The organism is Pantoea sp. CS_6 (assembly GCF_041954745.1).
In the GTDB taxonomy this organism is placed as follows: Bacteria; Pseudomonadota; Gammaproteobacteria; order Enterobacterales; family Enterobacteriaceae; genus Pantoea; species Pantoea stewartii.
Genome location: NZ_JAVAYG010000005.1, coordinates 71,897 through 98,624, shown reverse-complemented (window position 1 = coordinate 98,624; position 26,728 = coordinate 71,897). Strand labels below are relative to the sequence as shown.

General features: G+C 54.3%; 20 protein-coding genes. 8 read left to right on the top strand and 12 right to left on the bottom strand.

Translation table 11 applies throughout. The features are described from left to right. Positions 1 to 566 precede the first annotated feature (566 nt). Together RAC90_RS09250 and RAC90_RS09245 are read left to right on the top strand one after the other, a co-directional pair. Positions 567 to 1,172: a hypothetical protein gene (locus RAC90_RS09250; RefSeq protein ID WP_033739027.1), complete on the top strand. Its 606-nt coding sequence runs from the start codon at positions 567 to 569 to the stop codon at positions 1,170 to 1,172. Positions 1,173 to 1,438: 266 nt separating this feature from the next. After that, on the top strand, positions 1,439 to 3,829 hold the full coding sequence (locus tag RAC90_RS09245) for a glucose/quinate/shikimate family membrane-bound PQQ-dependent dehydrogenase (protein WP_039339042.1): 2,391 nt from the start codon (positions 1,439 to 1,441) through the stop codon (positions 3,827 to 3,829). Positions 3,830 to 3,870: 41 nt separating this feature from the next. Here the strand turns inward: RAC90_RS09245 and RAC90_RS09240 are convergent, their stop codons facing one another. The 3 genes from RAC90_RS09240 to RAC90_RS09230 all read right to left on the bottom strand — a co-directional run bounded on the left by RAC90_RS09240 (position 3,871) and on the right by RAC90_RS09230 (position 6,655). Then, complete coding sequence (locus RAC90_RS09240; protein WP_205952494.1) at positions 3,871 to 5,091, bottom strand: MFS transporter; 1,221 nt, start codon at positions 5,089 to 5,091, stop codon at positions 3,871 to 3,873. 109 nt (positions 5,092 to 5,200) lie between these two features. Next, positions 5,201 to 6,097 carry a LysR family transcriptional regulator gene (locus tag RAC90_RS09235; RefSeq protein WP_375124264.1) on the bottom strand — a complete coding sequence of 299 codons (897 nt, stop codon included), beginning with the start codon at positions 6,095 to 6,097 and terminating at the stop codon, positions 5,201 to 5,203. 189 nt (positions 6,098 to 6,286) lie between these two features. Then, positions 6,287 to 6,655 carry a helix-turn-helix domain-containing protein gene (locus RAC90_RS09230; protein WP_006121688.1) on the bottom strand — a complete coding sequence of 123 codons (369 nt, stop codon included), beginning with the start codon at positions 6,653 to 6,655 and terminating at the stop codon, positions 6,287 to 6,289. A gap of 233 nt (positions 6,656 to 6,888) precedes the next feature. On the opposite strand from RAC90_RS09230, the gene RAC90_RS09225 reads away from it, so the two are divergent. From RAC90_RS09225 to RAC90_RS09215, 3 genes are all read left to right on the top strand, one after another. Then, the gene (locus RAC90_RS09225; RefSeq protein WP_033739018.1) at positions 6,889 to 7,548 is read left to right on the top strand and encodes a response regulator; all 660 of its coding nucleotides are present in this window, start codon (positions 6,889 to 6,891) and stop codon (positions 7,546 to 7,548) included. Further along, entirely contained in the window at positions 7,545 to 8,894 is a 1,350-nt protein-coding gene (locus tag RAC90_RS09220) for a HAMP domain-containing sensor histidine kinase (RefSeq protein ID WP_006121690.1), read from the top strand. The genes RAC90_RS09225 and RAC90_RS09220 overlap by 4 nt, the downstream gene beginning before the upstream one ends. Before the next feature lie 274 nt (positions 8,895 to 9,168). Continuing rightward, the gene (locus tag RAC90_RS09215) at positions 9,169 to 10,035 is read left to right on the top strand and encodes a nucleoside-specific channel-forming protein Tsx (RefSeq protein ID WP_006121691.1); all 867 of its coding nucleotides are present in this window, start codon (positions 9,169 to 9,171) and stop codon (positions 10,033 to 10,035) included. A 104-nt stretch (positions 10,036 to 10,139) separates the two neighbouring features. On the opposite strand, the gene yjdN is transcribed toward RAC90_RS09215, so the two are convergent. After that, positions 10,140 to 10,577 (bottom strand): VOC family metalloprotein YjdN, encoded by a 438-nt coding sequence (gene yjdN / locus RAC90_RS09210; RefSeq protein ID WP_039339045.1) that lies wholly within the window; start codon positions 10,575 to 10,577, stop codon positions 10,140 to 10,142. 571 nt (positions 10,578 to 11,148) lie between these two features. Between yjdN and RAC90_RS09205 the strand changes: the two genes are divergently transcribed. Beyond that, positions 11,149 to 12,693 (top strand): methyl-accepting chemotaxis protein, encoded by a 1,545-nt coding sequence (locus RAC90_RS09205; RefSeq protein ID WP_033739011.1) that lies wholly within the window; start codon positions 11,149 to 11,151, stop codon positions 12,691 to 12,693. 307 nt (positions 12,694 to 13,000) lie between these two features. Continuing rightward, the gene (locus RAC90_RS09200) at positions 13,001 to 14,413 is read left to right on the top strand and encodes an MFS transporter (protein WP_039339046.1); all 1,413 of its coding nucleotides are present in this window, start codon (positions 13,001 to 13,003) and stop codon (positions 14,411 to 14,413) included. A 44-nt stretch (positions 14,414 to 14,457) separates the two neighbouring features. Here the strand turns inward: RAC90_RS09200 and RAC90_RS09195 are convergent, their stop codons facing one another. From RAC90_RS09195 to RAC90_RS09185, 3 genes are read right to left on the bottom strand one after another with little or no spacing between them, the layout of a single operon-like run. Next, positions 14,458 to 15,768: a c-type cytochrome gene (locus RAC90_RS09195; protein WP_375124263.1), complete on the bottom strand. Its 1,311-nt coding sequence runs from the start codon at positions 15,766 to 15,768 to the stop codon at positions 14,458 to 14,460. A gap of 11 nt (positions 15,769 to 15,779) precedes the next feature. Then, positions 15,780 to 17,564: a GMC family oxidoreductase gene (locus tag RAC90_RS09190; RefSeq protein ID WP_006121596.1), complete on the bottom strand. Its 1,785-nt coding sequence runs from the start codon at positions 17,562 to 17,564 to the stop codon at positions 15,780 to 15,782. A 2-nt stretch (positions 17,565 to 17,566) separates the two neighbouring features. Beyond that, complete coding sequence (locus RAC90_RS09185) at positions 17,567 to 18,298, bottom strand: gluconate 2-dehydrogenase subunit 3 family protein (RefSeq protein WP_054634656.1); 732 nt, start codon at positions 18,296 to 18,298, stop codon at positions 17,567 to 17,569. A 275-nt stretch (positions 18,299 to 18,573) separates the two neighbouring features. On the opposite strand from RAC90_RS09185, the gene sbmA reads away from it, so the two are divergent. Continuing rightward, positions 18,574 to 19,821: a peptide antibiotic transporter SbmA gene (gene sbmA, locus RAC90_RS09180; RefSeq protein ID WP_375124262.1), complete on the top strand. Its 1,248-nt coding sequence runs from the start codon at positions 18,574 to 18,576 to the stop codon at positions 19,819 to 19,821. A 370-nt stretch (positions 19,822 to 20,191) separates the two neighbouring features. On the opposite strand, the gene RAC90_RS09175 is transcribed toward sbmA, so the two are convergent. The 5 genes from RAC90_RS09175 to gltP all read right to left on the bottom strand — a co-directional run bounded on the left by RAC90_RS09175 (position 20,192) and on the right by gltP (position 26,544). After that, complete coding sequence (locus RAC90_RS09175) at positions 20,192 to 20,401, bottom strand: DUF1471 domain-containing protein (protein WP_375124261.1); 210 nt, start codon at positions 20,399 to 20,401, stop codon at positions 20,192 to 20,194. Positions 20,402 to 20,877: 476 nt separating this feature from the next. After that, a complete protein-coding gene (locus tag RAC90_RS09170; protein WP_133745486.1) occupies positions 20,878 to 22,422 on the bottom strand; it encodes a PAS domain-containing methyl-accepting chemotaxis protein in 1,545 nt (514 codons plus the stop codon). 324 nt (positions 22,423 to 22,746) lie between these two features. Then, positions 22,747 to 24,171: a PTS N-acetylmuramic acid transporter subunit IIBC gene (gene murP, locus RAC90_RS09165; protein WP_325991882.1), complete on the bottom strand. Its 1,425-nt coding sequence runs from the start codon at positions 24,169 to 24,171 to the stop codon at positions 22,747 to 22,749. Beyond that, entirely contained in the window at positions 24,171 to 25,082 is a 912-nt protein-coding gene (murQ, locus tag RAC90_RS09160; RefSeq protein WP_375124260.1) for an N-acetylmuramic acid 6-phosphate etherase, read from the bottom strand. The genes murP and murQ overlap by 1 nt, the downstream gene beginning before the upstream one ends. 160 nt (positions 25,083 to 25,242) lie before the next feature. Next, complete coding sequence (gltP, locus tag RAC90_RS09155; protein ID WP_006121589.1) at positions 25,243 to 26,544, bottom strand: glutamate/aspartate:proton symporter GltP; 1,302 nt, start codon at positions 26,542 to 26,544, stop codon at positions 25,243 to 25,245. Positions 26,545 to 26,728 lie beyond the last annotated feature (184 nt).

The window sequence follows — 26,728 nt, the reverse complement described above, 5'->3', positions numbered from 1 at the left end:
GGCTCCTGTAAGCAGGCCATTCGGCGCTGCACGCGCCTTGCGGCGTCAGGGACCAGTCAGCCACAGCCCGGTTTCTTCGGGCGTTGAGGACAATGCCTGTACCCGCCCTGTCCGGCGTGCCATACCGTTTCGTACGCCCCTCAATTCGTCCCGCTATTTAGCAATCTGGTCGCGTTTTCTGTCACGATTATCACAATCATAATTACGTGCGAACGATAAAAAAAACCGATAACTCTGCTGCTAACTTTAGCCAGGAGAAAATAAAGCCATAACCGAAGCGGTAAGTCAGGCAAAAACACGACAGTTTATTCTGTGAATCTTAACTGCGGACTTTCCCGATTTCGTAAAGTTATCGCGTGTTGCTAAATTAACATGCGTGCAGTAATCACGTCTGGAAAAACCATTCAACGTTATAATTAGATGTCATATAAAGTTAAATGAATGCCTAATAAGAAGAGTGAGATAATGTGTTTGCCAACAGAATAGCGTATATTCATTGCCGTACTTCACTTTGTTAATGAAAAAATATAACGCACAGCAAACATAAAAAACGTTTCGAAGAGATAATGAAAAATAGCTTATATAACCCTTATATTACTGAGCCTATTCATCACGTCACGAGCCAGGTGGCCGGTATTTGCTATCATCTTCCCAATGCGGACTTTGCACGTCCTGAGAAAATGATACTTAATGACGACAACATTATTTCATTACACAATCACCTTGCAACTGAAGCAGCATTAATGATTATTCCGCTGTGCGATCGCCAGTTAAAGGAATGGATGAATCAGCCTGCGCGTTATTTACCTTTGCAGGATTCACGGGTGCGTATTGGTATTAATTATCACAGTCTTTTGCTTTACCGGGAAAGATTACTGGAATTAATTAACACCTATGCTTTCTGGCTTTTTGATTTCGCACCGCCTGGCGCAGAGTGGCATTTAGTCGAATCTTTTCCCTTTTCCGCAATTGTCCTGAGTGAAACCTTCTTTAATGACAACTATCGGAAATTTAGTTTTCCTTTCTTAATTGAATCGTTAAGGGAAAAAGGCGCCGAGATATTCGTCCGCGGTTATGATCCAACGTTAAGCGCAGAACAACTCGCAGCCGTGAACATCAGCGGCTGGCAATTACAGCGTTTATCGGGCGATCTCATTCCTTTTACGCTTTAACCTTTCCTGCGTTCGATTAGTAATGGATCATATCGAGATGAACCATTAACCCCTTCTAAAGTGTTGCCTTAGGTGCGTTGTTAAGAGTTTTAAGCCAAAAAAATCAAAACTCATACCAATTTTGCTATAACATTTAACACATCTGGATCATCAAGCTTAACGGAAGAGCCTAATTAAGAATGCCTTTAACTTTTGTACTTTATGACTGAAAACAATCTATCTGATTGTTTTCTTGTGTTTTATGGCAACGAAATGAGGTCAACATTATGGGGAAAAACTCCTCATCCTTTAGCGTGGTCCGTTTTTTAACGGTGCTGTTCGCCGTGCTAACGGGTGCGTTCATGTTAATTGGTGGTATCTGGTTAGCCACGATTGGTGGTTCCTGGTACTACATCATTGGTGGTGCAGCTATGCTGCTTACCGCTTTTCTGCTCTGGCGTCGAAACAGTGCTGCGCTGCTGGTCTATGCATTACTGCTGCTGGCGACCCTGGCATGGGGCGTTTGGGAAGTCGGTACTGACTTTTGGGCGCTGGCACCTCGCACCGATGTCCTGGTCATTTTTGGCGTCTGGCTGGTGTTGCCTTTTGTTTACCGGGTCTTTTATCGTCCAGGCAAAGGCCCATTGAGTGCGATGGCGGTTGCCCTGGTGGCCAGTGCAGTCGTATTAGCCTATGCCGTCTTTAACGATCCGCAGGTTGTTAACGGCGCCGTGCCTGCCACAGCAGATACGGCGACGCAGGCTCAGCCGTTGAGCAATGTTGCCGATGCTGACTGGCCAGCTTATGCACGCGATCAGCAAGGTACACGCTATTCACCGCTGAAGCAGATCAATCACGATAACGTGAAAGAGCTGCAGGTTGCCTGGCAGTTCCAGACCGGCGATATGAAAAAGCCGAGCGATCCCGGTGAAATCACCGATGAAGTGACGCCGATTAAAATCCGCGACACGCTGTATCTCTGCTCACCTCACCAGATTTTGTTCGCCCTGGATGCGGCAACGGGTAAGCAGAAATGGAAATTTGATCCCGGTTTGAAAACTGACCCAACCTTCCAGCATGTTACCTGCCGTGGTGTGTCCTACCACGAGTTCCCGGCAGCTAAAGATGCCGCGAATACGCAGCCTGCGCTGTGCTCGCGTCGTATCTACCTGCCTGTGAACGATGGTCGCCTGTTTGCACTGGATGCGGAAACCGGTGAACGTTGCCCGGCCTTTGGTAATAACGGTGAGCTGGATCTTCAGCACAAACAGCCGGTCACTACGCCTGGCATGTATGAGCCGACCTCTCCGCCAGTGATTACCGACACCACCATCGTGATGGCGGGTGCGGTGACCGATAACTTCTCAACCCGTGAGCCATCCGGCGTTATCCGTGGTTTTGACGTTAATACCGGCAAACTGCTGTGGGTATTTGATCCGGGAGCGAAAGATCCCAACGCGATTCCGGCGGATGAACACACGTTCACCATGAACTCGCCGAACTCCTGGGCACCTGCGGTCTACGATCCGAAACTGGATATCGTTTATCTGCCTATGGGCGTGACAACGCCTGATATCTGGGGCGGTAACCGCACCCCAGAGCAGGAGCGTTATGCGAGCAGCGTCCTGGCCCTGAATGCCACCACCGGTAAGCTGGTGTGGTCTTATCAGACCGTGCATCACGATCTGTGGGACATGGATCTGCCGTCGCAGCCGACGCTGGCCGATATTACCGATAAAGACGGTAACACCGTGCCGGTGATTTATGCGCCAGCGAAAACCGGGAACATTTTCGTCCTGGACCGCCGTACCGGTAAAACCGTTGTACCGGCCCCCGAAACCCCGGTTCCGCAGGGTGCCGCAAAAGGCGACCACGTCTCTCCGACTCAGCCTTACTCTGAACTGACCTTCCGTCCAAAACAGAATCTGACGGACAAGGACATGTGGGGCGCCACGATGTACGACCAACTGGTGTGCCGCGTGATCTTCAAACGCCTGCGCTATGAAGGTCCGTTCACCCCGCCTTCTGAGCAAGGTACGCTGGTGTTCCCGGGTAACCTGGGCATGTTTGAGTGGGGCGGGATTTCGGTCGATCCGCATCGTCAGATTGCGATTGCCAACCCAATGGCACTGCCGTTTGTGTCCAAGCTGATTCCGCGCGGACCGGGTAACCCGGAAGAGCCACCAGCCGGCGCAACAGGCGGTTCCGGTACCGAAACCGGTATTCAGCCGCAGTACGGCGTGCCGTATGGCGTGGAACTGAATCCGTTCCTGTCACCGTTTGGTCTGCCCTGTAAACAGCCTGCATGGGGTTATGTATCGGCGGTTGACCTGAAAACCAATAAGGTCGTCTGGAAGCAACGTATTGGTACCGTTCGTGACAGTGCGCCAGTGCCGCTGCCATTCAAAATGGGTATGCCAATGCTGGGTGGCCCGGTCGCCACAGCCGGTAAAGTGTTCTTTATTGGCGCAACGGCCGATAACTACCTGCGTGCTTACAGCACCGATACCGGTGAGCTGCTGTGGCAGGCGCGTCTGCCCGCAGGCGGTCAGGCGACACCAATGACTTATGAAGTTAACGGTAAGCAGTACGTCGTGATTGCTGCCGGTGGCCATGGTTCATTTGGTACCAAACTGGGCGATTATGTCATTGCCTATGCACTGCCGGACCAGAAATAACCTGGACCTGTAAAAACAAGGCGGACTCCGGTCCGCCTTTTTTATGCCGACCTTCCGCCCTTTCTGCCCTGCCGCCAGTTTAGCCAGGCGCACACGCCCACCACGAGGCTGGTCGCCAGAAAGACGGGCCGCATGCCCCATGCGCCGCCAATAAACCCGCCGAACACCGGCCCCGTTACCTGCCCGATATACTGCGCCGAGGTGGAATAGCCCAGCATCCGCCCCACCTGCGTGGCCGGAACAGTGTGACGAATAATGGCGGTAATACAGGGCATCAATCCGCCCAGCGCCAGCCCCATCAAAAAGCGCAGAGGCAGAAGTTGCCAGGCGTCGGTAATAAACGCCTGCGGAATGAGTAACAGCGCACAGCTCAGCAATCCGCCACTCAGTACGCGCCAGTGGCCGATACGGTCGGCCAGCCTGCCGGCATAAGGCGCGGAAAGAATGCTGCCCAGCGCGGCTGCCGCCATGACCACACCCGACATCAGCGTTATGGCATGCTGCTCATGTAAAAACTGGCCGATATACAGGGTAATGATCGGCTCAATCGACATGTTGGCAAAAATCAGCAGCATGCCTGAGAGCCACATCAGCCTGACGTTAACAAGCTTGTGCGGCGACAGGTCGTCAACCGGCTGAGACAGCTCCTGGTCGGTTTTTCGCACCGGCGGCCGCGCTTTCAGTAAAAAGGTCGTCGCCAGAAAGGCCACAAAGATGATCGCCCCCATCAGCCAGAAGGTCGCTCTAATCCCTATCAGCGGCGGCAGGACGCCACCCAGCAGCGGACCAACAATGTTACCGGCCATCATGCCGGATGCCAGCACACCCAGAGCCCATCCGGTGTGAGCTTTGGGCGTTTGTGCCGCAATCAAAATGGTCGAACCGGAGGCATAACCGCCCAGTAATCCCGCCAGTAAACGCAGCGCCACCAGTTGCCAGGCCGCCGTCGCCATGCCCGTCAGCGCCATGGCTACTGCCATACCCAGACTGGCGCGGATGAGCATCAGCTTACGTCCGTAGCGATCGGCCAGTTTCCCCCACAACGGCGCGGTTAAGGCCGCACTGAAGAAGGTGGCACCATAGGCGATGCCCGACCAGCGCGCAATTGCAGCAGGCGCGTTGACGCCAAGCTGCTGCACATACAACGGCAAAAACGGCAGCAGAAGCGTCATCGCTACCAGTGTGGTAAAGGAGCCGAATACGCAAACCCACAAGTTGCGTTGCCAGTGTTCAGAGTCAGGTGCTTCCGACGCGGTTGCCATGCGATATCCCCCTTATGTTCAGGGATTCAGGCTACCAATGGTCACAAGACAACAACAGTGAGGGCGGGATATTTGTCTGCTGGCATAGTTTGTTGCTGTATTGCAACAATCAGCGACCACTGAGCTGGCTGATAAGCACATCACAGAGCAGATTGACCGCGGAAACCGCCAGACTGTCCTGATGCACCAGCAGGTAACTCTGCAAGCGATCCATCTGCCACTCTGACAGCACCTGCACAATCGTGCCCTGCGCCAAGGCTTCCTGCACCATGTACGAAGGCAAATAGGCAATACCCGTGCCTGCCAGCGCGGCATTCAGCAAAGCCATGCTGTTGTTAGCGCGAAAGCGGCTGCGGACATCCACCGCCAGGCGCTGTTTATCACGGCGAAAAGGCAGCGCAGCCGTATGTGCCGGACCGTGGAACATCAATAAATCATGGCGTGGTAACAGGCGAGGATGCGAGATAGCAGGATGCTGCGCCAGATAAGCCGGGGCGGCATACAGCCCCCAGTGGATATCGTTCAGTACCCGGAAATTGCCCTGACGTGGCGCATGAGCGCGGATGATAACCGCGACATCCACGCCTTCGTCCATCGTCTCGTCGTTGTTATCCGTCAGACTGAGGTCGACGTTGATGTGCAGATGACCGCGCAGAAAGCGATTGAAGATGGGAACGATGCACTGACAGCCGAAGGTAACGGGAGCCTGCAGGCGCACATGTCCAACGGGATGTTGATGCGTCTCCTGAACAAACGCCTCTGCCCGCTGCATTTCATCCAGCATGCGCACGCAGTAGGGATAGTAAGCCTGGCCTAATTCGGTCAGGGTCATCCTGCGGGTGGTGCGCTGCAGTAAACGGATCCCCAACCGTTGTTCCAGTCCGGCGATCTCCCGACTGATGTGGGATTTTGACACGCCGAGTACGCGCGCGGCTTCTGTGAAGCTTTTTAATTCAACCACGCGTGCAAACACCATCATGGCGATGAGGTTATCGCTGTTATTCATGGGCTTCCTGCGGACATCGCGGCATGCCGCCGCCGGGTGCAACATGGCAGGCGCGCCATGTATCAGGCGTTAAGCATAAAGGAACGTCAGGAAAGCTGACAACATCACGGCGGAAAGGAGGCAGAACATCGCGCGGGCGATGTATGGACATTGCCACAAGCGATCAGGATGGCAATGTCCATACAGAGACTAACTGGCCATGGCGAGAGGAAACAACAAGCGATCCGGTTCAACACGGCGCTGGCGTCGTAACTGGCCGGGCGTCATCATAAAATAGTTTTTAAAGGTGCGCGTGTAGGCCTGTTGTGTATCAAAGCCGTAGTTCATCGCCACCTGCAGGATCGCTTCATTGCTGTTGAGCAGCGTCAGGGCCGATTCGGTCAGGCGGCGCTGGCGGATGTACTCGGCAAGTGAGAAACCGGTGTGCTGGCGAAACAAACGCTGTAAGTGCCAACGGGAATAGCCCGCCCGGCGGGCGACTTCGTCCAGATGCAGATCGTGTCCTAAATTGCTTTCTATCCATTCCAGCAAACTACGAATAAACTCGCGCTGATTCATGGTGTTCTCCTGGTTAAAGCAGATGTGCAGGAACACACTTTAGCGCGCTAAATTTATCCCTTAATTAGCGGAAAATTAGCGCAGAATTAGCAAAGCGCTCCATGCCTGCACCGACGCCAGGTTTTGTCGCCTTCCCGGCCAGTGCGGTAAGAGTGCTGAGGCTGGTAACAGCAATAATTCTGCGCTAATAATCCAGCGCTACACTGGGGTCATTTTTCTGGGGGACGTCATCCATGCGCGTGTTGCTGGTTGAAGATGATGAAATGATCGGTGCCAATTTACAGCAGGCGCTGGAAGCCGCGGGCTGGTCTGTCGACTGGGTACGCGATGGCGTGTATGCGCACAATGCCTGGAGCGAAGGCGGTTACAGTTGCGTGCTGCTTGACCTCGGTCTGCCTCGCGACGACGGGTTGCAGGTGCTCAGACGCGCACGTGGGCGCGGTGATGCCACACCGGTATTAATTCTGACCGCACGCGACACGGTCGCTCAGCGGGTGCAGGGCCTGGATTACGGGGCAGATGACTATTTGCTCAAACCCTTTGATCTGCAGGAAGTCATGGCCCGTATGCGCGCGATCACCCGACGCCACCATGGTTCTGCCGATTCGGTGCTGGGCAGCGGCGATGTTCAACTGGATATGTTGACCCGCGAAGTCCTGTACAAAGGGCAGCGTGAACAGCTCACCGCCCGGGAATATGCCCTGCTTTATGCTCTGCTCGAGCGGCCCGGTGCCATTCTGTCACGTGAACAGCTGGAAAACCGTATCTACGGCTGGGGCGAAGAAGTCAGCAGCAATGCCGTGGACGTTCTTATCCACGGGATGCGGCGCAAGCTGGATAATGATGTGATTCGCAACGTGCGTGGGCTGGGCTGGCGAGTACCGGCAATATGAAAATCTTTATGCGTTCATTACGAAATAAATTACTCAGTACCCTGCTGTTGATTCATTTACTGATGATTGGCGGTGTCGCCTGGTATTTTTTTAACTGCTACGGCGAAATGGTTGGCGTCATTAAGGACGAACAGCTCGCCAAGCTGGCCGATGCGTGGTCCGTTAACCGTGAAATCCCCCCGTTGATGCCGGTGATTGCGCCTGCGCATAAGATCAAAAGTGCCTTTGTCATTCAGCTGTGGGATGCGCAGGGCCGGTTACGATCCAGCTCATGGCCAGAGCTGCATGCGCCCTTACAGCCGGAAAATGGCTACAAAGACGTGCAGATAGGTGACTGCCGCGACTGTGAATGGCGTATTTACACCCGTTCCGGTCAGCCAGGCAGTGAGATTAAAACTATTCAGGTCATGCTGAACCTGAGCTACATGAAAGAGATGATGGTGCGACGGGCGCTATCGGCGATTATTCCGCTGATTTTGATGATGCCGCTGTCGCTGCTGGTCATCTGGCTGGTCGTGCGCAAGATCACCCGGGATTTGCGCGTTGCCTCGCGAGAAATCGCCGCGCAGGATGCGCACCATCCCCACAGCGTATCGCCGGAACGGCTGCCCGACGAAATTCAGCCCCTGGTTGAGGCCTACAACTCCTTACTGGATAAACTGCGTGCCGCCTGGTCTTCACAACGTCAGTTTATGGAAGATGCCGCTCATGAACTGCGGACGCCAGTCACCGCCGTCACGCTGCAACTGGAAAATCTGCGTCAGCACATTCAACCCGGCGAGGCCAGCCGTCAGTTCGCTCAACTGGAATCAGGTGTGACCCGCACGCGCCATCTGGTCACTCAACTGCTGAATATGTCGCGCTGGGAAGATCAGTCAGTCGTCGCGCACCTCGAAAATATCGATCTGGAAGATGTGCTGAAAGAGAGTATTGAACAGCTCATGGTTGTGGCGGATAAACGCGGTATCGACATTGGCTTTAGCGGCACCACGCACTATCGACTGCAGGCCGGGCGTTCCGAACTTCGCAGCCTGTTTGATAATCTGATTGGCAACGCGATGTTACATACGCCTGAAGGCAGCATGGTCGATGTGCTGCTGCATCGAGTGGCGGGACAAACCGTTGTCGACATCGTTGATAACGGTCCGGGTGTACCGGAATCCTTTCTTGAACGCGCATTCGATCGCTTTGCCCGTTCACCCGACGTTAAAGCTCAGGGCAGCGGTTTAGGTCTGTCTATCGTGCGCAGCGTCGCCCAGAAACACCATATCGACGTTGCCCTTGCCAACTGTCGGGACGCACAAGGCCTGCGCTGCGGTTTTCAGGTGCGCGTCACCTTTCCCTGATTCCTGCCGATCGATTCGGAACCCGACAACGTAAACGGTTGCCTGGTTCCGTTCGCCACAACCCTGTATTGTGACAATCATCACAATTACGATGAATTGTTATGCAACACATTTTGACAAATGTGATCAAAAGCTATTTTCTATCTCTCTGTTACAGGCACGCTACGCTAACTAAAACAGGCGGCCTGAGTACATTACTGCCCAACCTTTGGGATTGATTTCCAAACAGCACGCAAACGATTGTCTTGCGTATGAAAACCAGTGGTCAAATATAATGAAATTTAAAACGTTAGTTGCAGGTGCCCTGCTGGCAGGCTCCCTGAACGGTGCAGTGCAGGCTGCAGAAAACGATCCCCAGTACCTTTCCGACTGGTGGCATCAGAGCGTCAACGTGGTGGGCAGTTACCACACCCGCTTCGGGCCCCAGTTCAATAACGATGTCTATCTGGAATACGAAGCGTTCGCCAAAAAAGACTGGTTTGATTTTTACGGCTACGTTGACCTGCCAAACTTCTTTGGCGTAGGTAACAACAACGCCAACGGTATTTTCGACCACGGTTCACCGCTGTTCATGGAAATCGAACCGCGTTTCTCTATTGATAAACTGACCGGCACCAGCCTGGCTTTCGGTCCGTTTAAAGAGTGGTATTTTGCCAACAACTATATCTACGATATGGGCCGTAACAGCGCAAACCGCCAGAACACCTGGTACATGGGCCTGGGCACCGACATCGATACGCACAGCGATATCGGTCTGTCACTGAACGTCTATGCCAAGTACCAGTGGGAAAACTACGGTGCTGCGAACGAAGACAGCTGGGACGGCTATCGCTTTAAGGTGAAGTATTTCGTGCCAATCACCACACTGTGGGGTGGTAACCTGGGCTATGTAGGCTTTACCAACTTCGACTGGGGCTCAGACTTGCGTGATAAGACCGGGCCGATCCGTACCAGTAATTCCATCGCCTCCAGTCATATCCTGTCACTGGGCTACGAGCACTGGCACTTCTCTGCTGTGGCGCGTTACTTCCATAACGGCGGTCAGTGGGGAGACGGTCAGGAGTTAGGTTTTGGCAGCAGCGCGTCTGAAATTAAATCAACGGGCTGGGGTTACTATCTGGTGGCTGGCTATAACTTCTGATCAGTTTGTTGCAAGACAGGCACGGTAATTGACGGCGGCCTTCCCCCTGGGAAGGCCGCTGTTGTATGCGCCATCCAACGCCGTTGAACGGCATCACCGACAAATTACTCGTCTGATTTAACAACGTTAATGCGCCACGGAATATTGAATTTATCAATAAACATGGCGAAGCCATCAGACCAGAAAGTTTTTTGCCACGGTGTGGTGACTTTCCCGCCTGCCGACAGCTTTTCAAACCAGGCTTTACCCTGTTCTGCATCCGTGGTCGCCAGACTGACGGCATAGCCTGCGTGCTCTGACGCCGGTGGCTGGTCAGGATTGCCGTCACTCATCATCAGTTCGCCCTGCCCGATACGCAGATGCGCATGCATAATTTTTTCAGGTGGCAACGGGGGTGCAGACTGGTCGCCAATCTGTTCACCCTGCTCCGGCATATCACCAAACGTCATTTTTTGCAGCAGCTGTCCTCCTGTTGCCTGCAAATAGAATTCCATCGCCTCTTCACAGCGACCATAGAGAAACAAATAAGGACATACTTGCATTATTACCTCGATACAGGTGAGTAGAAACTTCCTTATAAAGAAGTAATAAGTGTAGACGACAGCGCAGAGAAGAGGATTCATAACGGCGCAAAGAATCTCCTTTCAGAGGATTTACCCAATCGCCTGAGACGTCGCCCCCGTTTTTTTCAATTAAATCAATGCCTGGTACGCTAATAATGTTTTACGTGTTAATAACCATATTATCTCACAGGCAATAGTCACTTTTATTTACTACTGCAAGGATTAGAATTAATCCTTAAATTACAATGCCTTAAAATAAATAATAAATGAACTGTTCAGACAAATGCTGACAACCGCACTTTCCTGCTTTGCACTTCCTCGTTGACTCAACCTATTACTGGACCTGAAAACCATACCGCCGGCGTTAAAGCATGAAATAACCGAAGCGGCAAGCGAAACGTCAACCTGATAATAGTGAATCAGTTGGTTCATTATTTCGCTTATGTTTTATGCACTTAATTCTGTGCTTATTTCGGTGCGTTCCAGCTAAATATTTAGCCCCAGGATGCCGATATATCTGTCCATAATCCCCCCTGTTCAGGACTGTGTTATGTCGTTAAAAAAATCATCACTGTTGGTGTTGTCTTTTCTGTTAATTCTTTTTCTTATCAGTATTTCCGTCAGCATCTGGTTACTGGCCCGCAGCAACGCGTCACTCAATGCCGTAAATAAAGAAATTCGTGTGGTGCTGTCGGTGATTGACCCCATCAACCACAGTCGTACCTTACGCGTCCGTCTGATGGAGTACATGAAAGAGACGGAGAATGGTGGCCCGCAGGGCGCCGCTTCACTGGACAGCGTAAAAAGCGTTGCCGCTAAAGCCGATGCCGCTTTCCAGGCTTATCTGAACGCGCCACGTATTCCGGGAGAAGAAGCGGAAGCAGAACGCTATCGTCAGGCTTACCTGGCCTACCGCGATCAGGGCATTCAGCCTTTAATCGCAGCGGCCGAGGCCGGGGACCAGCAGCGCTTTAAAAACCAGATCGCAAACGTCGTGCGCCTGGATCGCCAGTATGAAATTGTCCTGGACAAGGTGCTGGCACAACATGAAGCCTTTGCGAAGAAGCTCAATACGGATGCCCAGAGCAACTTTTCCTCTGGGATCCTGTTGTTAGTCGTATTTGGTGTGCTGTTTCTTGCCATTATCGTGGCCATACTGGTCTTTGTCAGACGCTATATTTTATCGCCGCTTGATCACGCCAAAGCCCACTGCAGCCAGATTGCCGCAGGAATTCTGGACAAACCGGTGCCGGTCAATACCGGTTCAAAGAGCGAGATTCAGCAGTTAATGACCTCTATGGAAAGCATGCGTACCGCGCTGACCGGCATTATTACCCGCGTCCGCCAGGCAACCCAGGCGGTCTCTTTCGCCTCGCAGGAAATTGCCAGCGGCAACGTTGACCTGGCCTCGCGCACGGAACAGCAGGCCGCAGCCCTGACCGAAACGGCCGCCAGTATGGAGCAGCTGGGCGCGACCGTGAAACAGAATACGGACAATGTCTTTGAAGCCTGCCGTCTGGCCAGCGAAGCCGTGAAGAATGCGGAGAGCGGCGAACACGTGTCCCAGCAGGTCATCGTTTCCATGTCAAAAATTAACGAGAGTTCGAAAAAAATCGAAGACATCACCAACGTCATTAACGGCATAGCGTTCCAGACCAATATTCTGGCGTTGAACGCGGCCGTTGAAGCCGCGCGAGCCGGTGAGCAAGGTCGCGGATTTGCCGTGGTAGCGGGCGAAGTACGCAATCTCGCCCAGCGCAGTGCGGTGGCGGCAAAAGAAATTGAAGGACTGATTGCAGAATCGGTGGCGACAATCCGGGTCGGCTCCGATCAGGTCAGCCAGACCGGTGAAGCGATGAATGCGATTATTGCCTCGGTCGGCCGGGTCAACGTTCTGATGGATCACATTTCGACGGCCTCCAATGAGCAGCATCATGGTATCAGCCAGATTGAAAAGGCGGTGACCGAAATGGACAGCGTGACCCAGCAAAACGCCGCACTGGTGCAGGAATCGGCCGCCGCGGCCGCGTCGCTGGAGGAGCAGGCGCAGTACCTGACACATTCCGTGTCGGCGTTCCGTCTGGCTGACGCCTAATCGCCTGCCCACCCCGGAAAAAAAGCGGGGCGGGCAGGGAAGTCTGTCAGGTGATATCTCCACCTGACAGGCTGTTATCGCATCTGACTTGACCTTATTTCTCTCTGCACCGCGTCTGAACGCTGACCGCCCATCCGATCCAGCCATAACTGGACTCTGCCCTGTTAAAAATTCACCACTATTCCTATCGGCAAGAATCAGAGAATTGATTATTCTGCTGCTTCCTGCTCGCGAACGGGCACCTGTTTCAAAGCGATTATTGCCTGTAGTGAGAATGGCCATCATCCTTACATGAGGTTTACTCTAAATGACACCAGCCTTGACTTCAGGGATGGCACCGACGTCTGCCTCGTCGACTGCCCATACCAGCTTAGCCGGGCGCATTGACGCGCTGCCCTCTTCTGGCGGTTTGTGGCGATTCATCTCGCTACTGGCGTTAGGCGGCTTTTTTGAACTCTACGATCTGTTTGAAACCGGCTATATCAGCACAGGGTTACTGGCCGCCGGCATTTTCCATGCGGGCAGCGCCGGTATTCTGGGCATTACCGATCAGGCCGCATTTGCGTCGGCGACCTTTCTGGGCTTATTTGTGGGGGCCAGTTTGCTTACGCCTTTTGCCGATCGGTTTGGCCGTCGGCTGACCTTTATCTGTGCGTTAGCCTGGTACGGATTTTTCTCGTTACTGATGGCGTTTCAGCACAGCGCAGAGATGGTGATTCTGTGTCGCTTTTTGGTCGGTATTGGGTTGGGCGTGGAGCTGGTAACCATCGACACCTACCTGAGCGAATGGGTGCCCACGCATCTGCGTAACCGGGCGTTTGCCTTCTCCTTTTTTATTCAGTTTTTATCGGTGCCAACAGTGGCGCTCATGTCATGGTGGCTGATGCCGCAACATATTCTGGGCCTGGAGGGCTGGCGTTGGGTGGTCATCGCGGGCGCTGTCTGCTCGCTGATTATCTGGCTGGTGCGTAAAAACCTGCCGGAATCCGCCCGCTGGCTGGCCCAGCAGGGACGGCATGAAGACGCCCATGCCGTGATGTCGGCCATGGAAAAACGCTGCGGCATCGTGCCCGGCCAACACCTGACGCACTCACAGCCTGCGGCAGCCTCTGACACGAAAAGCCGCTTCCGCGACATCTGGGCTCCGCGCTACCGTAACCGCACCCTGATGCTGGTGATAATGAACTTCTTCCAGGCGATTGGCTTCTACGGCTTTGGTAACTGGCTGCCTGCGCTGCTGTCCGGGCAGGGTACGTCCATTACCCATAGCCTGCTGTATGCCTTTTTTATCACGCTGGCCTATCCCATCGGCTCGTTGATTTGTGGCAGCTTTACCAGCCAGCTTGAGAATAAATGGCAAATCGTCCTTTCTTCGCTGATGACAGTGGTGTTTGGTACGCTGTTTGCCCTGCAGACGAACCCGGTGTTGCTGGTGATATGCGGATTTTTGATCACCTTCTCTAATGCCTGGCTTACCTGCAGTTATCATGCTTACCAGACCGAGATTTTCCCGACCGCTATCCGCGCCCGAGCAGTAGGTTTTTGCTACTCCTTTAGTCGGTTATCGACCGCCTTTAGCAGTCTTCTGATCGGCGTGATTTTGCAGCACACCGGTACGCATGGCGTCATCGCCTTTATTGTATTGAGCATGCTGATGGTGATGCTGTCGGTGGGCGTTTTTGGTCCTAAGACGCGCGGTATGACGCTGGAAAATATTTGATCGTGCAGCCTTCCCCCGGTGGGGTAAGGCTGCAACCTAACGTGTTACTTGCCTTCTAACACCTTGATATCTGCACTGCCCTGACGATCTTTCACATCCTTGCGCAGGTCAGCCACTTGCTTCGCGGTGACCATTCCCTTTACGTTATTGCCCCAGCTGTGACGGATGAAGTTCACCACGTCTGCGACCTGTTGATCGTTCAGACGCCAGCCAAAGGCAGGCATGGTAATCGTTGACGGCGCGCCCTTCACCCCACGCAGCTCGCCTCCGACCAGCACAATGTGAATCAGCGAGGTCGGATCGTCCGCCATCACCACCGGGTTGCCGCGCAGCGCGGGATAAAAGCGTGTATAGCCGCTGCCGTCCGTTTTATGGCAGGCCGCACAGCTGTCGACATAGGCCGCAGCGCCTGTCTGGCTGTCATCGCCTTTCCATAAGGCCTTCGCGGTCGCGTCATCCACGCTAAAAGCCACCTGATGCGGATCTTTCGCACCCAGCGACTTCAGGTAACGGGCAATCGCCGTGATGTCGTCATCCGTCAGGTGCTGCAGGCTGTGATCAACCACATCCACCATGCCGCCAAAGGCTGAGGTGTGATCGTTACGGCCATAGCGCAGGAACTGGCGCAGGTCATCCTCACTCCAGCGGCCCAGGCCGTCACGGTTGTCCCCGCGCAGGTTGCTGGCGGTCCAGCCATCAATCGGCGCACTGCTGCCCGCCAGATAATCGTTACTGTCGGCGTTGGTTAACGCTTTCTCCTGCATGGTCACGCTACGCGGCGTATGGCAGGCACCGCAGTGACCCAGCCCTTCTACCAGGTAACGGCCTCGCGCCAGCGTCGGATCCTCCTGCGCGGCAGGCTGGAACGCTTTTACATCCGGTGCGAACAGGTTGCGCCAGATCGCCAGCGGCCAGCGCATCGACAGAGGCCAGGGGATATCGCTCGCTTTGTTGGCCTGACTGACAGGGGCGACGCCATGCATGAAGTAGGCATACAGCGCCTTCATGTCCTCATCGCTGACCACCGCATAAGAGGGATAAGGCATGGCGGGATAGAGCGTATCGCCATTTTTCGCAATACCGTGCCGCACGGCTTTCTGAAAGTCATCGTAGCTGTAATCACCAATCCCGGTCGATTTATCCGGCGTGATGTTCGTTGAGTAGATCGTGCCAATCGGCGTGGCCATCGGCAAGCCACCTGCGAAGGGCTTGCCGCCTTCACTGCTGTGGCAGGCGACACAGTCGCCCGCGCGGGCCAGATACTCGCCGCGTTTTATCAGATCGCTAGTGCTCTCATCGGCCAGGGCAACAAAGGAAATACCGCCCAGAATCAGGGCTAAAATGCCGTTTTTCATCGCCATCATCCTTATGCCTGCACCAGAGGGCCTGGGTTTTTCAGATACTGCTCGCGAATCGCTTTCGCTGACCAGTAAGTCAATGCCGCCACCATACCGGTGGGGTTATAGCCGAGTCCCTGAGGAAACGCCGATGCGCCAGGCACAAAGACGTTAGGCACATCCCAGCTTTGCAGATAGCGGTTAACCGCGCTGGTTTTAGGATCCTCACCCATAATCGCCCCGCCGCTGATGTGGGTGGTCTGGTAGACGGTGGTGTCGAAATGTGTGCCGGGTTTTTTAGCCCCGCCAATGATCATTTTCGGGTTCATGGCTTCGGCGATTTTATGCATTTTCCCCACCATAAACTGCGCCATCTTGATGTCATTTTCCTGCCAGTCAAACGTCATACGCAGCAGTGGCTGACCGTAGGCGTCTTTATAATTCGGGTCCAGATCCAGATAGTTCACGCGGTAAGACTGGTGCGCACCATGGGCATCCATAGAAAGGTGATGCGTGTACGTATCGGCAACGGCGGCCTTCCACTGGCTACCCCAGTTAGGTGTTCCCGGCGGGGTGGGCAGACCCGAGATGGGTTTGGTGCCCGCCTGATTGACCCAGAATGGCGATCCACCGACAAAACCATGCGGCCCGTGGTCAAAGTTATCGGCGTTGAAATCATCCACGCCGACACCGGCACCGCCTGCCCCAATAAACGGGTTGGTGGTGGTGTTTTTATCGAACAGTGCTTTCAGCGTCGACAGGTTCTGGTAGGCAAAGTTGCGTCCGACCGTGCCTTCGTTAGTGATCGGGTTGTAAGGCTGGCCAATGCCGGACAGCAGCATTAAGTGGACATTGTGGAACTGGAAGGCTGACAGGATGACCAGATCTGCCGGTTGCACATGTTCACGCCCCTGCGCGTCTACATAGGTGACGCCGGTAGCGCGTTTCTTATCGTCCGTGAGGTTGACGCGCAGCACATAAGCATTATTGCGCAGTTCAAACTTTGGCTCCTGACGCAGCGCAGGCAGGATATTCACATTAGGTGAGGCCTTGGAATACATATAGCAGGCGTAACCGCTGCAGTAGCCGCAGAAGTTGCACGGTCCCATCTGCGCGCCATAGGTGTTGGTATAAGGACCTGAGGTATTCGCCGAGGGCAGATCGTAAGGATGATAGCCTACTGACTCGGCGGCCTGGGCAAACAGCTGTGCTGACCAGGTGCGCTTTTGCGCGGGCAACGGAAAGTTGTCAGAGCGATCGGGCGCAAACGGGTTACCGCCTTTGTCTTTGCCGACAACCTTACCCTGAATACTCCAGGCACTACCGGAGGTGCCAAACACTTTTTCTGCTTTATCAAAAAATGGCTCCAGCTCCTGGTAGTCCACGCCGAAATCCTGAATGGTCATCCCTTCAGGAATAAACTTTTTACCGTAGCGCGCCTCATAGTGGCTGCGAAGTTTTAGCTCAACCGGATCGACCCGAAAATGTACACCTGACCAGTGCAGTCCTGCGCCACCGGTGCCGGTGCCCGGCAGGAAAGCTGCTAACTGGCGATACGGCACGGCAGTCTGTGACGCATCATGACGGATAGTGACGGTGCTTTTGGACAGATCCTGGAACAGCTTTTTTCGGATGTTATAGGTCAGTTCATCAATCGACTGTGGATAGGATCCATCGGGATAGGTATCACGATGCGGACCGCGTTCCAGTGCCAGCACATTCAGACCGGCCTCGGTCAGCTCTTTGGCCATAATGGCCCCTGCCCAGCCAAAGCCGACAATCACGGCATCCACTTTCTTTAATTCATTTGCCATGCTCAGCTTCTCTCTCCACGAATCGACACTGACGGGAACGGATACCGTTCACCGCGCTCTACCCAGTCCATAAAATCGGCGCGGGCGCCAGGGAAGTTGATGAGCTTCCAGCCCACCATGCCCTGATTGCCACCATGGATCGGATCGCTAAAGAAGCCTTCACGGGTGTTTTGCAGGAGATAAGAGAAAAACACGTTGGCGGGGAGCTGGCTGAAATGGGCCTTGCCGCTCTCCATCGCCTGAAGCGCCGCATCCTGCTGTTCAGCGCTCAGTTGGGCAAAGACCTTACCGTACTGCTGCCGGCTATACTGGTCGGCATCGGCCAGGCCGAGACGGTAAATCTGCTGCGGTACCAGCGGCAGCTGATAGCCCATTTCTTTGGGGAGATCCGGGTTAAAGGGGCCCTGCATATACCAGTTGGCCCCGGTGGCATAAGGCGTATTCATCTGGCGATCGATAAACTCCGGCACGCCCGCTTCCAGCGCGCCCGGACCGCGTTCATCGGCGGGGATCAGCCGCGCCACGGCAGCGTTGATAAACGCAAATTCCTCGGCAGTAAACCAACTGGGTTGATAGTCTCGGGCGACCTGGCTTTCGGCAGGCGTTGCGGCCTGTGCCTGAGCGGGTGCAGAAAAGGCACCCAATGCGCTGCTGCCTACCGCCACTGCGGGCGCCAGGGTGATGGTCTTCAGCAAAAAATCCCTGCGTGAATGACCCTTTTTCTGGTCTGACATGACATTGCCTCATCACCGCATCAACTGCGGTACGAAAAAGAGAAGTGAATGCGCGTTGTAGTGGTTTTTATTTGCGGATTTCGGGTACAACAAGCTGTTACCGGTAACAGTGGCGCTAAGTGTAACACCATTACTGACAAATACTTAGTTTAAGGAAACAAAAAAGCACAATTTCATTAACATATAAGTTGTCAATGTCATGTTCAGAAACAACAGGCTACAGACAGATGGCCGTTAAGACGTTATAAAAGCGATTACACAACAGCGGAGTACCTATGTTTAAGTCTTTCTTTCCACGACCTGGGCCGTTTTTCAGTTCGGCGGCCATCTGGAGTTTACTGGCGATTTTTGCCTGGTTTGGCTTTGCCAGCGATTTACCGGCCCATTTCTGGCCTGCGTTTCGGGCCGCCATCAGGCAGCCCCTGCCCACGACGGTGATGCGCTTTATTGCGCCGGGTGAGTTATGGTTCTATGGCTATTACTGGCTGATGGTTGCCCTGTTCGCTCTTGCGTGGCGCATCATTGATAACCATCCCTGGCAGCGCTGGTCGGTCTGGGGCTCCGCGCTGATTATTTTTGTGACCTGGTTTGGCGTCCAGGTTGGCGTGGCCGTCAATGCCTGGTATGGCCCGTTCTACGATTTAATTCAAAAAGCGCTGACGAAAGCCGGTTCGGTACAGATTGCCGAATTTTATGCTCAGGTCATCGCCTTCCTGGGTATCGCGTTGATTGCGGTGGTCATTGGCGTGATGAATGCTTTTTTCATCAGCCACTGGGTATTCCGCTGGCGCACTGCGATGAATAATTACTATATGCATCACTGGCAGCGCCTGCGCCACGTTGAAGGCGCGGCACAGCGTGTGCAGGAAGATACCATGCGCTTTGCTACCACGCTGGAAGGCTGGGGCGTGAGTTTCATTCAGGCCATTATGACCCTGGTGGCGTTTTTACCCGTTCTGGTGGCGCTTTCACATCATGTAAAAAGTATCCCGATTCTGGGCAGCATCCCCTATGCGCTGGTGATCGCGGCGGTGTTGTGGTCACTCTTTGGTACGGCGCTGCTGGCGCTGGTGGGCATTAAGCTTCCCGGCCTGGAGTTCCGTAACCAGCGCGTCGAAGCGGCTTACCGTAAAGAGCTGGTTTACGGCGAAGATCACGCCGATCGCGCCACGCCGCCGACCGTAAAAGTGCTGTTCCACAATGTGCGGATTAACTATTTCCGTCTCTATTTTCACTATCTTTACTTCAATATCAGCCGCATCCTTTATCTGCAGGTGGATAACGTGTTCGGGCTGTTCCTGTTGTTCCCGTCTATTGTGGCCGGTGCCATTACGCTGGGCCTGCTGAACCAGATCACCAACGTGTTTGACCAGGTTCGGGGATCGTTCCAGTACCTCATTACCTCGTGGTCCACCCTGGTCGAGTTAATGTCGATCTATAAACGTCTGCGCAGTTTTGAACAGATTCTGGACGATGTGCCGCACGATGAAATGATGCACGACGCTTCAGAAGAGGTGTCATAACCTTTCTGGTCGCCTGGGGTAGTTGCCGCAGGCGACCAGCGGTCGATTCCGCATTGTCTCCCCCACTTTCCTTTTCCTTCTCCTGCCATTCATTGCGCATGATGCCGCAGTGTTACGTCCGTTCAGGACGACATCCGCGCCCGGGTTATCGCCGGTACGCGCAGCATTGAGGGATGATGGCGCGCATACAAGGGGCTTTTCTGGCAAAGGCTGAACGGTTAAGCGAACGATCTGTTGGTCAAAGAGACAGGCCCGATGGGGCAGAATGATGCCGGAAAGCGGAGTAGAGGCAGTAAAGTGACAGGTTCTGTTGCGCTAAAAACGGAGCCAGGACGCCATCAGGCGTCCTGTCAGCACAGACGTTCAAGGCTTATTTATACAGCTCAGCCGTCATGTGCACACCGTTGTTGGTGTTCGCTTCGGTGATCTTATAGGAAGCACCAGCATCCTGCGCCTGAGCAGCAATTTTCGCTTCTGCGCTGTCCAGTGTTGAGCCGGTCGCCGTCACAGTTTGTGCAAAAGCCGCAGCAGGCAGAATAGTCAGGGCGATTAAAGCAGCAAAAGTTTTGATAATTTTCATGGTCAATTCCTCGGTCTTTTTCGTTTATATAAGGCTACATGCCTTGTGTGAAAGCATAATAGGAGGAATATCGCACAAGAAAAAGCAGAGGGTTTTGCTCATATCGTTCAATAAAACTGAAAATGAAAAGCACGTTTAGCGCTGTTTAAACACGAAAGGTTAAATGACTACACCTTGCATAGCAGGCAGTATTAATGACTACCTGTGCGCCTGACGACTTTCGCCCAGCGCTATGCTGTTATGTCACAAGACGGCAAAGACAGGCGTTACGCCGTGATGCTCTGAGACGAGTCAGGCCGTGATGGGATGTTGGCTGAGGGTACGCAATTGGGCAGCAGAAGAGACGATTAGGACGGGAAAGCCTCTTAGCGATCATGCCGTACCAGACGGCATGATCACGGTTCGCACCCTGCGCGCGCGAAGAGCGTGATCACGCCGAATGGCACAACACCATCCGGTGGCAGGCCGGTCAAAACTTAGCGGAACACGCTGATCGCTTCCACCAGACGGTTAGCCTGATGGGTCATACGACCCGACGCTTCTGCGCTTTCCTGAACGCGGGCGGCGTTTTGATGGGTAATATCGTCCAGATCTTCTACCGCCGTGCTGACTTCACTGAGCGCGGTCGCCTGTTCCGCCGTGGCCGCGCTGATTTGGGCAACGAGCGAAGTGACGTTCTGCACCTGCTGCACAATATCCTGCATGGTATGTCCCGCAGCACCGGCGTGCTCGTTGCCTGAACTGACCCGGCTGGCGCTGGTTTCCACCAGCGCTTTAATCTCGCTGGCGGCTTTTGCGCTGCGCTGTGCAAGGCTGCGTACTTCGCCAGCCACAACGGCGAAGCCTTTACCCTGCTCACCCGCGCGTGCCGCCTCAACGGCGGCGTTCAGCGCCAGAATATTGGTCTGGAACGCGATGCTGTCGATTACGCTGGTGATGCTGGCAATGCGTTCTGAGCTGTCGGCGATATCCGCCATCATACTCATCATCTCTTTCATCACCTCGCCACCTTTGCTTGCCGCATCGCTGGTATTGACGGAGAGCGAATTCACCTCCTGGGCCGTTTGCGTATTACTCTTCACGGTGGCGGTCATTTCGTTCATGGTCGCGGCCGTTTGCTGCACGTTCGCTGCGGCCTGTTCGGTCCGGCGGCTCAGTTCATTGTTACTGCGGGCAATGGCGTCACTGGCGCTCAGCACGTTAATCGCCTGGCCACTCACATCGTCCACCAGCCAGCGGAACATCAGCCCTAGCTGCCCAATGGCGCGCAACGTCAGCCCCACCTCGTCAATGCGGTCCATCTGCTCCACCTGGTGACTGGCCCCGGTGGCCACGCGCAGTGCCTGTTTGCACATGCGCTCAACAGGACGGGAAATTTGCTGCTCCAGCCACAGGCTGGCAAGCAGCAACAGAACGGCCATGCCGCCCGCAAATCCGCTCAGCGCCAGCGGTGCCATTCCCAGCGCCCAGACGCCCGCGACGGACAGCGGCAGTAAAGCCAGCAGCGCCGTACGGATGCGCCAGCGCAGTGGCAGCGTTTTTAAGATCGAGCCGAGGCGACGCCAGCCGCTGCGGACAATTAATCCTTTGTGAAAGCGGCGGCCTTGCGCGCGACCTTCACGAAAATCACGGTAGAGCGCTTCACTGGCTTTCACGTCCTGGGCGGATGGCTTCGTCCGCACCGACATATAACCCTGCACCTGACCGTTGCGCACCACCGGAATCGCGTTCGCCCGCACCCAGTAGTGATCCCCGTTTTTACGGCGGTTTTTCACCAGCGCTGTCCAGGGTTCGCCCTGTTTTAACGTCGCCCACATATCGGCAAAAGCTTCGGGTGGCATATCCGGGTGACGCACCATATTGTGCGGCTGCCCTTTGACCTCATCAGATGAAAAGCCACTGGCTTCAACGAATGCATCATTGGCATAGGTGATATAGCTGTTGAGATCGGTCGTTGTCATCAGTGTGGCATGATCGTCATACACATATTCACGCTGAGAAACAGGTTGGTTGTTGCGCATAGGAGTCCTTGATAGTACCAGTCAGACTTGCACCAGAAGCATGGATGAAAGCACGTGAAAGGTAAGCTTTACCTTTTTTTATGTTTTCGGCAGTGGCGCATTTACACTTTAGTGCTACGCGTTAATTTATTGCATTAAAAAAGCCGCTCAGTAGCGGCTTCGTTTACTCACGGGGATTTTTAACCCATTACATTTTAACGATTTACTTTAACGCAACTGATTAGCGCGCAGCACCATCCCACCCGCGCCCGGCGCGTGACATCCGCAGTGAGACTAACGTCTTACCGTACCGCTTGACGGGTTAATAGCGCATTCCTTATGGATTCAGCTTAAATCGACATCCCGTAAGCCAAACCACCACGTCAGTACAAAGCCACTGACCCAGGCCACGATCAAACCGCCCAGGTACACGGCCATGCCAGCAAAAATGCCCTGATGCGAGGTCATTAACGGAAGCGTGACCAGACCCGAAGGACCAAACACCGTATTCATGCCGACCGGCAGCCCCAGCCAGGCCACCAGACCGATAAAAAATCCGCCCACTGCCCCGCCGCCGCAGGCCGTAATAAAGGGTCTGAGCCGCGGTAGCGTGACGCCATAAATCAGCGGTTCACCCACGCCCAGCAAGCCGGGCACGATGGCGCCTTTTATCTGGGTGCGCAACAACGCGCCTTTTTCCGCTTTACACCAGAGCGCCAGTGCGGCCCCCACCTGACCGGCACCGGCCATAGCCAGAACAGGGAACAGTGAATTAAATCCCTGGGTTTCCATCAGCGCAAAATAGACCGGAATAAACCCCTGATGAATGCCAAACATCACGGCGATCAAAAACAGCCCAGCCAGCAGGGCGCAGCCGAAGGGGTTGTTATTGAGGTGGATAAACAACCACGACATTCCCTTAAACAGCTCGCCGCCGAGCGGCATGATGAGCAGATAAGTCAGCGCGCCCGTGATTAATAAGGTTAACAGGGCGGTAAGAATCATATCCAGGTTATCCGGGATGACCTTGCGCAACTGCCTTTCCAGCCAGCCACCAAACATTGCGGCCAGCAGCACACCGATAATGTTGCCACGCGGATCGATAGCCAGACCAAAAAAGCTGTCCATGCCGCTGTAATAGCCGACCTTCGCATCGGGCACATAGCCCAGAAGAAACAGCGAGGCGATAATGGCCCCGTTTACGCCGGTGCCACCAAAGGCTTTTTGCGCGTTATAGCCAATCAGGATGCTGAGAAAGGTGAATAACCCTTTACTGAACACTTTCATATAGGCCACGGTCTGCAGTAAGCCTGCAGGATGTGCGCCCGGCGTGCTGAGGTGCAGGCTTTGCTCAATCAGCGTGGCGAATCCCAGCAGTAAACCTGCGGCGATAAAGCCGGGGATGAGCGGTGTGAAAAGGGTGGCGAAACGTGCCAGAAACTGATGCACCGCGCGGGTCTGTCTGGCCTTTATCTGCTGTTTTTGTTGCGCAGCCACCTGTTGCAGATTCGGTGCACCCTGTGAAAGCAGCAAATGCATCCGTTCCGCCGCCGTTTGCGCCTTGCCGGGACCTAGCACGATCTGCAGTTGATCGTCACCCTTGATGACACCCAGCACGCCAGGCAAACCTTTCAGCCGGGCGATGTCAGCCTGATTCTGCTTCAGCGTCAGGCGTAAACGGGTCATACAATGGCCGCAAACGGCAATATTGTCTGCGCCGCCTGCTGCCTGCACGATAGCGTGCAGAAGTGCATCGGTCACGTCCGCCATCAGCGTGCTCCCGCAGCCTGTAGCGCCCGACGAATAAAGCCCTGATGTTGGGTCAGCAACGTTTTTGCCTCATCAGCACTCAGTTCCGCCAGCACCATGAGAATGGCGGTTTTGCAGTGCCCGCCGCAGGCCGCCAGGGCGGCACTGGCGCAGGCTTCGTCACAATCAGTAGCCTGCATCACAATATTGACCTGGCGCTGTACCAGCTTCTGGTTGGTGGCTTCAACGTCCACCATCAGATTGCCGAAGACTTTGCCTGTACGAATCATCGCGCCGGTCGTCAGCATATTCAGGACCAGCTTCTGTGCGGTCCCCGCCTTCATGCGTGATGACCCCGTCACCACTTCAGGCCCGACCACGGGCGTCAGGGCAATATCGGCGACGTCGGCCATTTTGCTGTGCGGATTACAGGTCAGCGCAACCGTCGTCGCCCCACATAGCCGGGCGTACTCGAGCGCGCCCAGAACATAAGGCGTGCGTCCACTGGCGGCGATGCCCACCAGCACGTCCTGCTGGCTGAAGTGGATGTCTTTCAGATCCTGCGCGCCTTGCGCCACATTATCTTCAGCGTTTTCCACCGCCTGCAAAATGGCCTGATGGCCCCCGGCAATCAGGCCAGTTACCTGCTCACGCGGTGTGCCAAAAGTTGGTGGGCATTCACTTGCATCCAGGATCCCCAGGCGGCCGGAGGTGCCCGCGCCCACGTATATCAGTCGCCCACCGGCCTGAAAGGCGGCGCAGATAATATCCACAGCGCGGGCGATAGCCGGCACAATAGCCTCAACGGCCAGCGCAACTTTTTTATCTTCATCATTAATGACGCGAAGCATCGCTTCCGTGCTCATTTCGTCAATATTCAGGCTGGCCGGATTGCGCCCTTCCGTGACCATCTGACTGAGATCGATTTTCACGCTTGTTCTCCACAGGAATAATTTATTCTGGATATTTTTAACACAGCGAATGAAAAATTCATCCTTTCCAGCTGCTTTTTTGTGGCGCCGTGAGCGGTGCAGCCAGACAGAATAAAAAAAAGGCCCAACCATCGTTGAGCCTTTGATTTGCTAATCCGCATTAAGGCGCGGTTTGCGTCCGTAACTGCAATTCATACGCTTTCGCCTGCTCTGCATCGAACTGGTTTTCCCAGCGGGCAATCACCAGCACCGCCAGGGCGTTACCCACGACATTCAGCGCGGTACGGGCCATATCCATGATGCGGTCAACGCCAGCAATAAACGCCAGTCCTTCCAGCGGAATACCGACGCTGCCAAGCGTCGCCAGCAGGACGACAAACGAAACGCCTGGCACGCCTGCAATCCCTTTAGAGGTCACCATCAGCGTCAGCACCAGGATGATTTCATCAGTCAGTGACAGGTCGATACCGTACAGCTGCGCGATGAAAATCGCGGCGATACTTTGGTATAACGTTGAACCATCCAGGTTAAACGAGTAGCCGGTGGGCACGACGAAGCTGGTGATGGCTTTTGGTGCACCGTAAGCTTCCATCTTCTCCATGATGCGTGGCAGCACGGTTTCAGAACTGGAGGTCGAGTAGGACAGGATCAGCTCGTCTTTTAAAATGCGCATCAGCGTAGTAATGCGCAGTTTGCAGAAGCGTGCTACCGCCCCCAGCACCACAAACGCAAAGAACAGGATAGCGACATAGACCAGCAACACCAGCTTCGCGAGTGGCCACAGCGAGGCAAAACCAAAGTTAGCAATCGTCACGGCGATCAAAGCAAACACGCCTACTGGCGCGTAGCGCATGATCATATGCGTCACTTTAAACATGGTTTCAGACACGCCGCGGAACAGGTTGACCAGCGGATCGCGCTGTTCGGAGGGCAGGGCCGACAGCCCCAGACCAAACAGGACTGAGAAGAAAATAATCGGCAGCATTTCACCCTTCGCCATCGCGGCAAAGATGTTCTGCGGGATCAAAGAAAGGATGGTCGCAACCAGACTGTGCGTCCCTTCCTGTACCTGCGCCGTCGTGGCTTCATATTTAGAGATGTCCACCGTTGCCAGCGTAGACATATCAATGCCAGTGCCGGGCTTAAACACATTTGCCAGGGTAATCCCGACCACAATGGCAACGGTGGTAATCACTTCAAAGTACACAATGGTTTTGAGACCAATACGACCCAGCTTTTTCGCATCACCAACACCGGCTATACCGACAATCAGGGATGAAATCACGATAGGCACGACAATCATCTTTATCAGGTGAATAAAGATATCGCCCGCCGGGCTGAGAATATTATTGACTAACCATTCACGATCATCTGGCTGATTATGCAATACGGCACCCACGATGATGCCGAGCACCAGTGCTATCAGAATCTGCCACGCAAGGCTGATTTTAAAACCTTTCATAACGCGTAATTTCCTCAGTCAAAACCCGTTTCTCTCTACTGCGAAGGTGCAGAAGACAATACACACAGGGAAGTGAGCAAAAAGCCCGGTAAAGTAGAGGGTGTTTTAGACAGCGTCCCGCATTGCGATGCGATGATTTCTAAACCCATTTCAGACGCGGTCTGAGTTGATACCTGATTATCAG

Excerpts from the sequence above, each read along its gene's own strand:
- RAC90_RS09250 (WP_033739027.1), top strand. The coding sequence starts at position 567 with ATGAAAAATAGCTTATATAACCCTTATATTACTGAGCCTATTCATCAC.
- RAC90_RS09245 (WP_039339042.1), top strand. The coding sequence starts at position 1,439 with ATGGGGAAAAACTCCTCATCCTTTAGCGTGGTCCGTTTTTTAACGGTG.
- RAC90_RS09240 (WP_205952494.1), bottom strand. The coding sequence starts at position 5,091 with ATGGCAACCGCGTCGGAAGCACCTGACTCTGAACACTGGCAACGCAAC.
- RAC90_RS09235 (WP_375124264.1), bottom strand. The coding sequence starts at position 6,097 with ATGAATAACAGCGATAACCTCATCGCCATGATGGTGTTTGCACGCGTG.
- RAC90_RS09230 (WP_006121688.1), bottom strand. The coding sequence starts at position 6,655 with ATGAATCAGCGCGAGTTTATTCGTAGTTTGCTGGAATGGATAGAAAGC.
- RAC90_RS09225 (WP_033739018.1), top strand. The coding sequence starts at position 6,889 with ATGCGCGTGTTGCTGGTTGAAGATGATGAAATGATCGGTGCCAATTTA.
- RAC90_RS09220 (WP_006121690.1), top strand. The coding sequence starts at position 7,545 with ATGAAAATCTTTATGCGTTCATTACGAAATAAATTACTCAGTACCCTG.
- RAC90_RS09215 (WP_006121691.1), top strand. The coding sequence starts at position 9,169 with ATGAAATTTAAAACGTTAGTTGCAGGTGCCCTGCTGGCAGGCTCCCTG.
- yjdN (WP_039339045.1), bottom strand. The coding sequence starts at position 10,577 with ATGCAAGTATGTCCTTATTTGTTTCTCTATGGTCGCTGTGAAGAGGCG.
- RAC90_RS09205 (WP_033739011.1), top strand. The coding sequence starts at position 11,149 with ATGTCGTTAAAAAAATCATCACTGTTGGTGTTGTCTTTTCTGTTAATT.
- RAC90_RS09200 (WP_039339046.1), top strand. The coding sequence starts at position 13,001 with ATGACACCAGCCTTGACTTCAGGGATGGCACCGACGTCTGCCTCGTCG.
- RAC90_RS09195 (WP_375124263.1), bottom strand. The coding sequence starts at position 15,768 with ATGAAAAACGGCATTTTAGCCCTGATTCTGGGCGGTATTTCCTTTGTT.
- RAC90_RS09190 (WP_006121596.1), bottom strand. The coding sequence starts at position 17,564 with ATGGCAAATGAATTAAAGAAAGTGGATGCCGTGATTGTCGGCTTTGGC.
- RAC90_RS09185 (WP_054634656.1), bottom strand. The coding sequence starts at position 18,298 with ATGTCAGACCAGAAAAAGGGTCATTCACGCAGGGATTTTTTGCTGAAG.
- sbmA (WP_375124262.1), top strand. The coding sequence starts at position 18,574 with ATGTTTAAGTCTTTCTTTCCACGACCTGGGCCGTTTTTCAGTTCGGCG.
- RAC90_RS09175 (WP_375124261.1), bottom strand. The coding sequence starts at position 20,401 with ATGAAAATTATCAAAACTTTTGCTGCTTTAATCGCCCTGACTATTCTG.
- RAC90_RS09170 (WP_133745486.1), bottom strand. The coding sequence starts at position 22,422 with ATGCGCAACAACCAACCTGTTTCTCAGCGTGAATATGTGTATGACGAT.
- murP (WP_325991882.1), bottom strand. The coding sequence starts at position 24,171 with ATGGCGGACGTGACCGATGCACTTCTGCACGCTATCGTGCAGGCAGCA.
- gltP (WP_006121589.1), bottom strand. The coding sequence starts at position 26,544 with ATGAAAGGTTTTAAAATCAGCCTTGCGTGGCAGATTCTGATAGCACTG.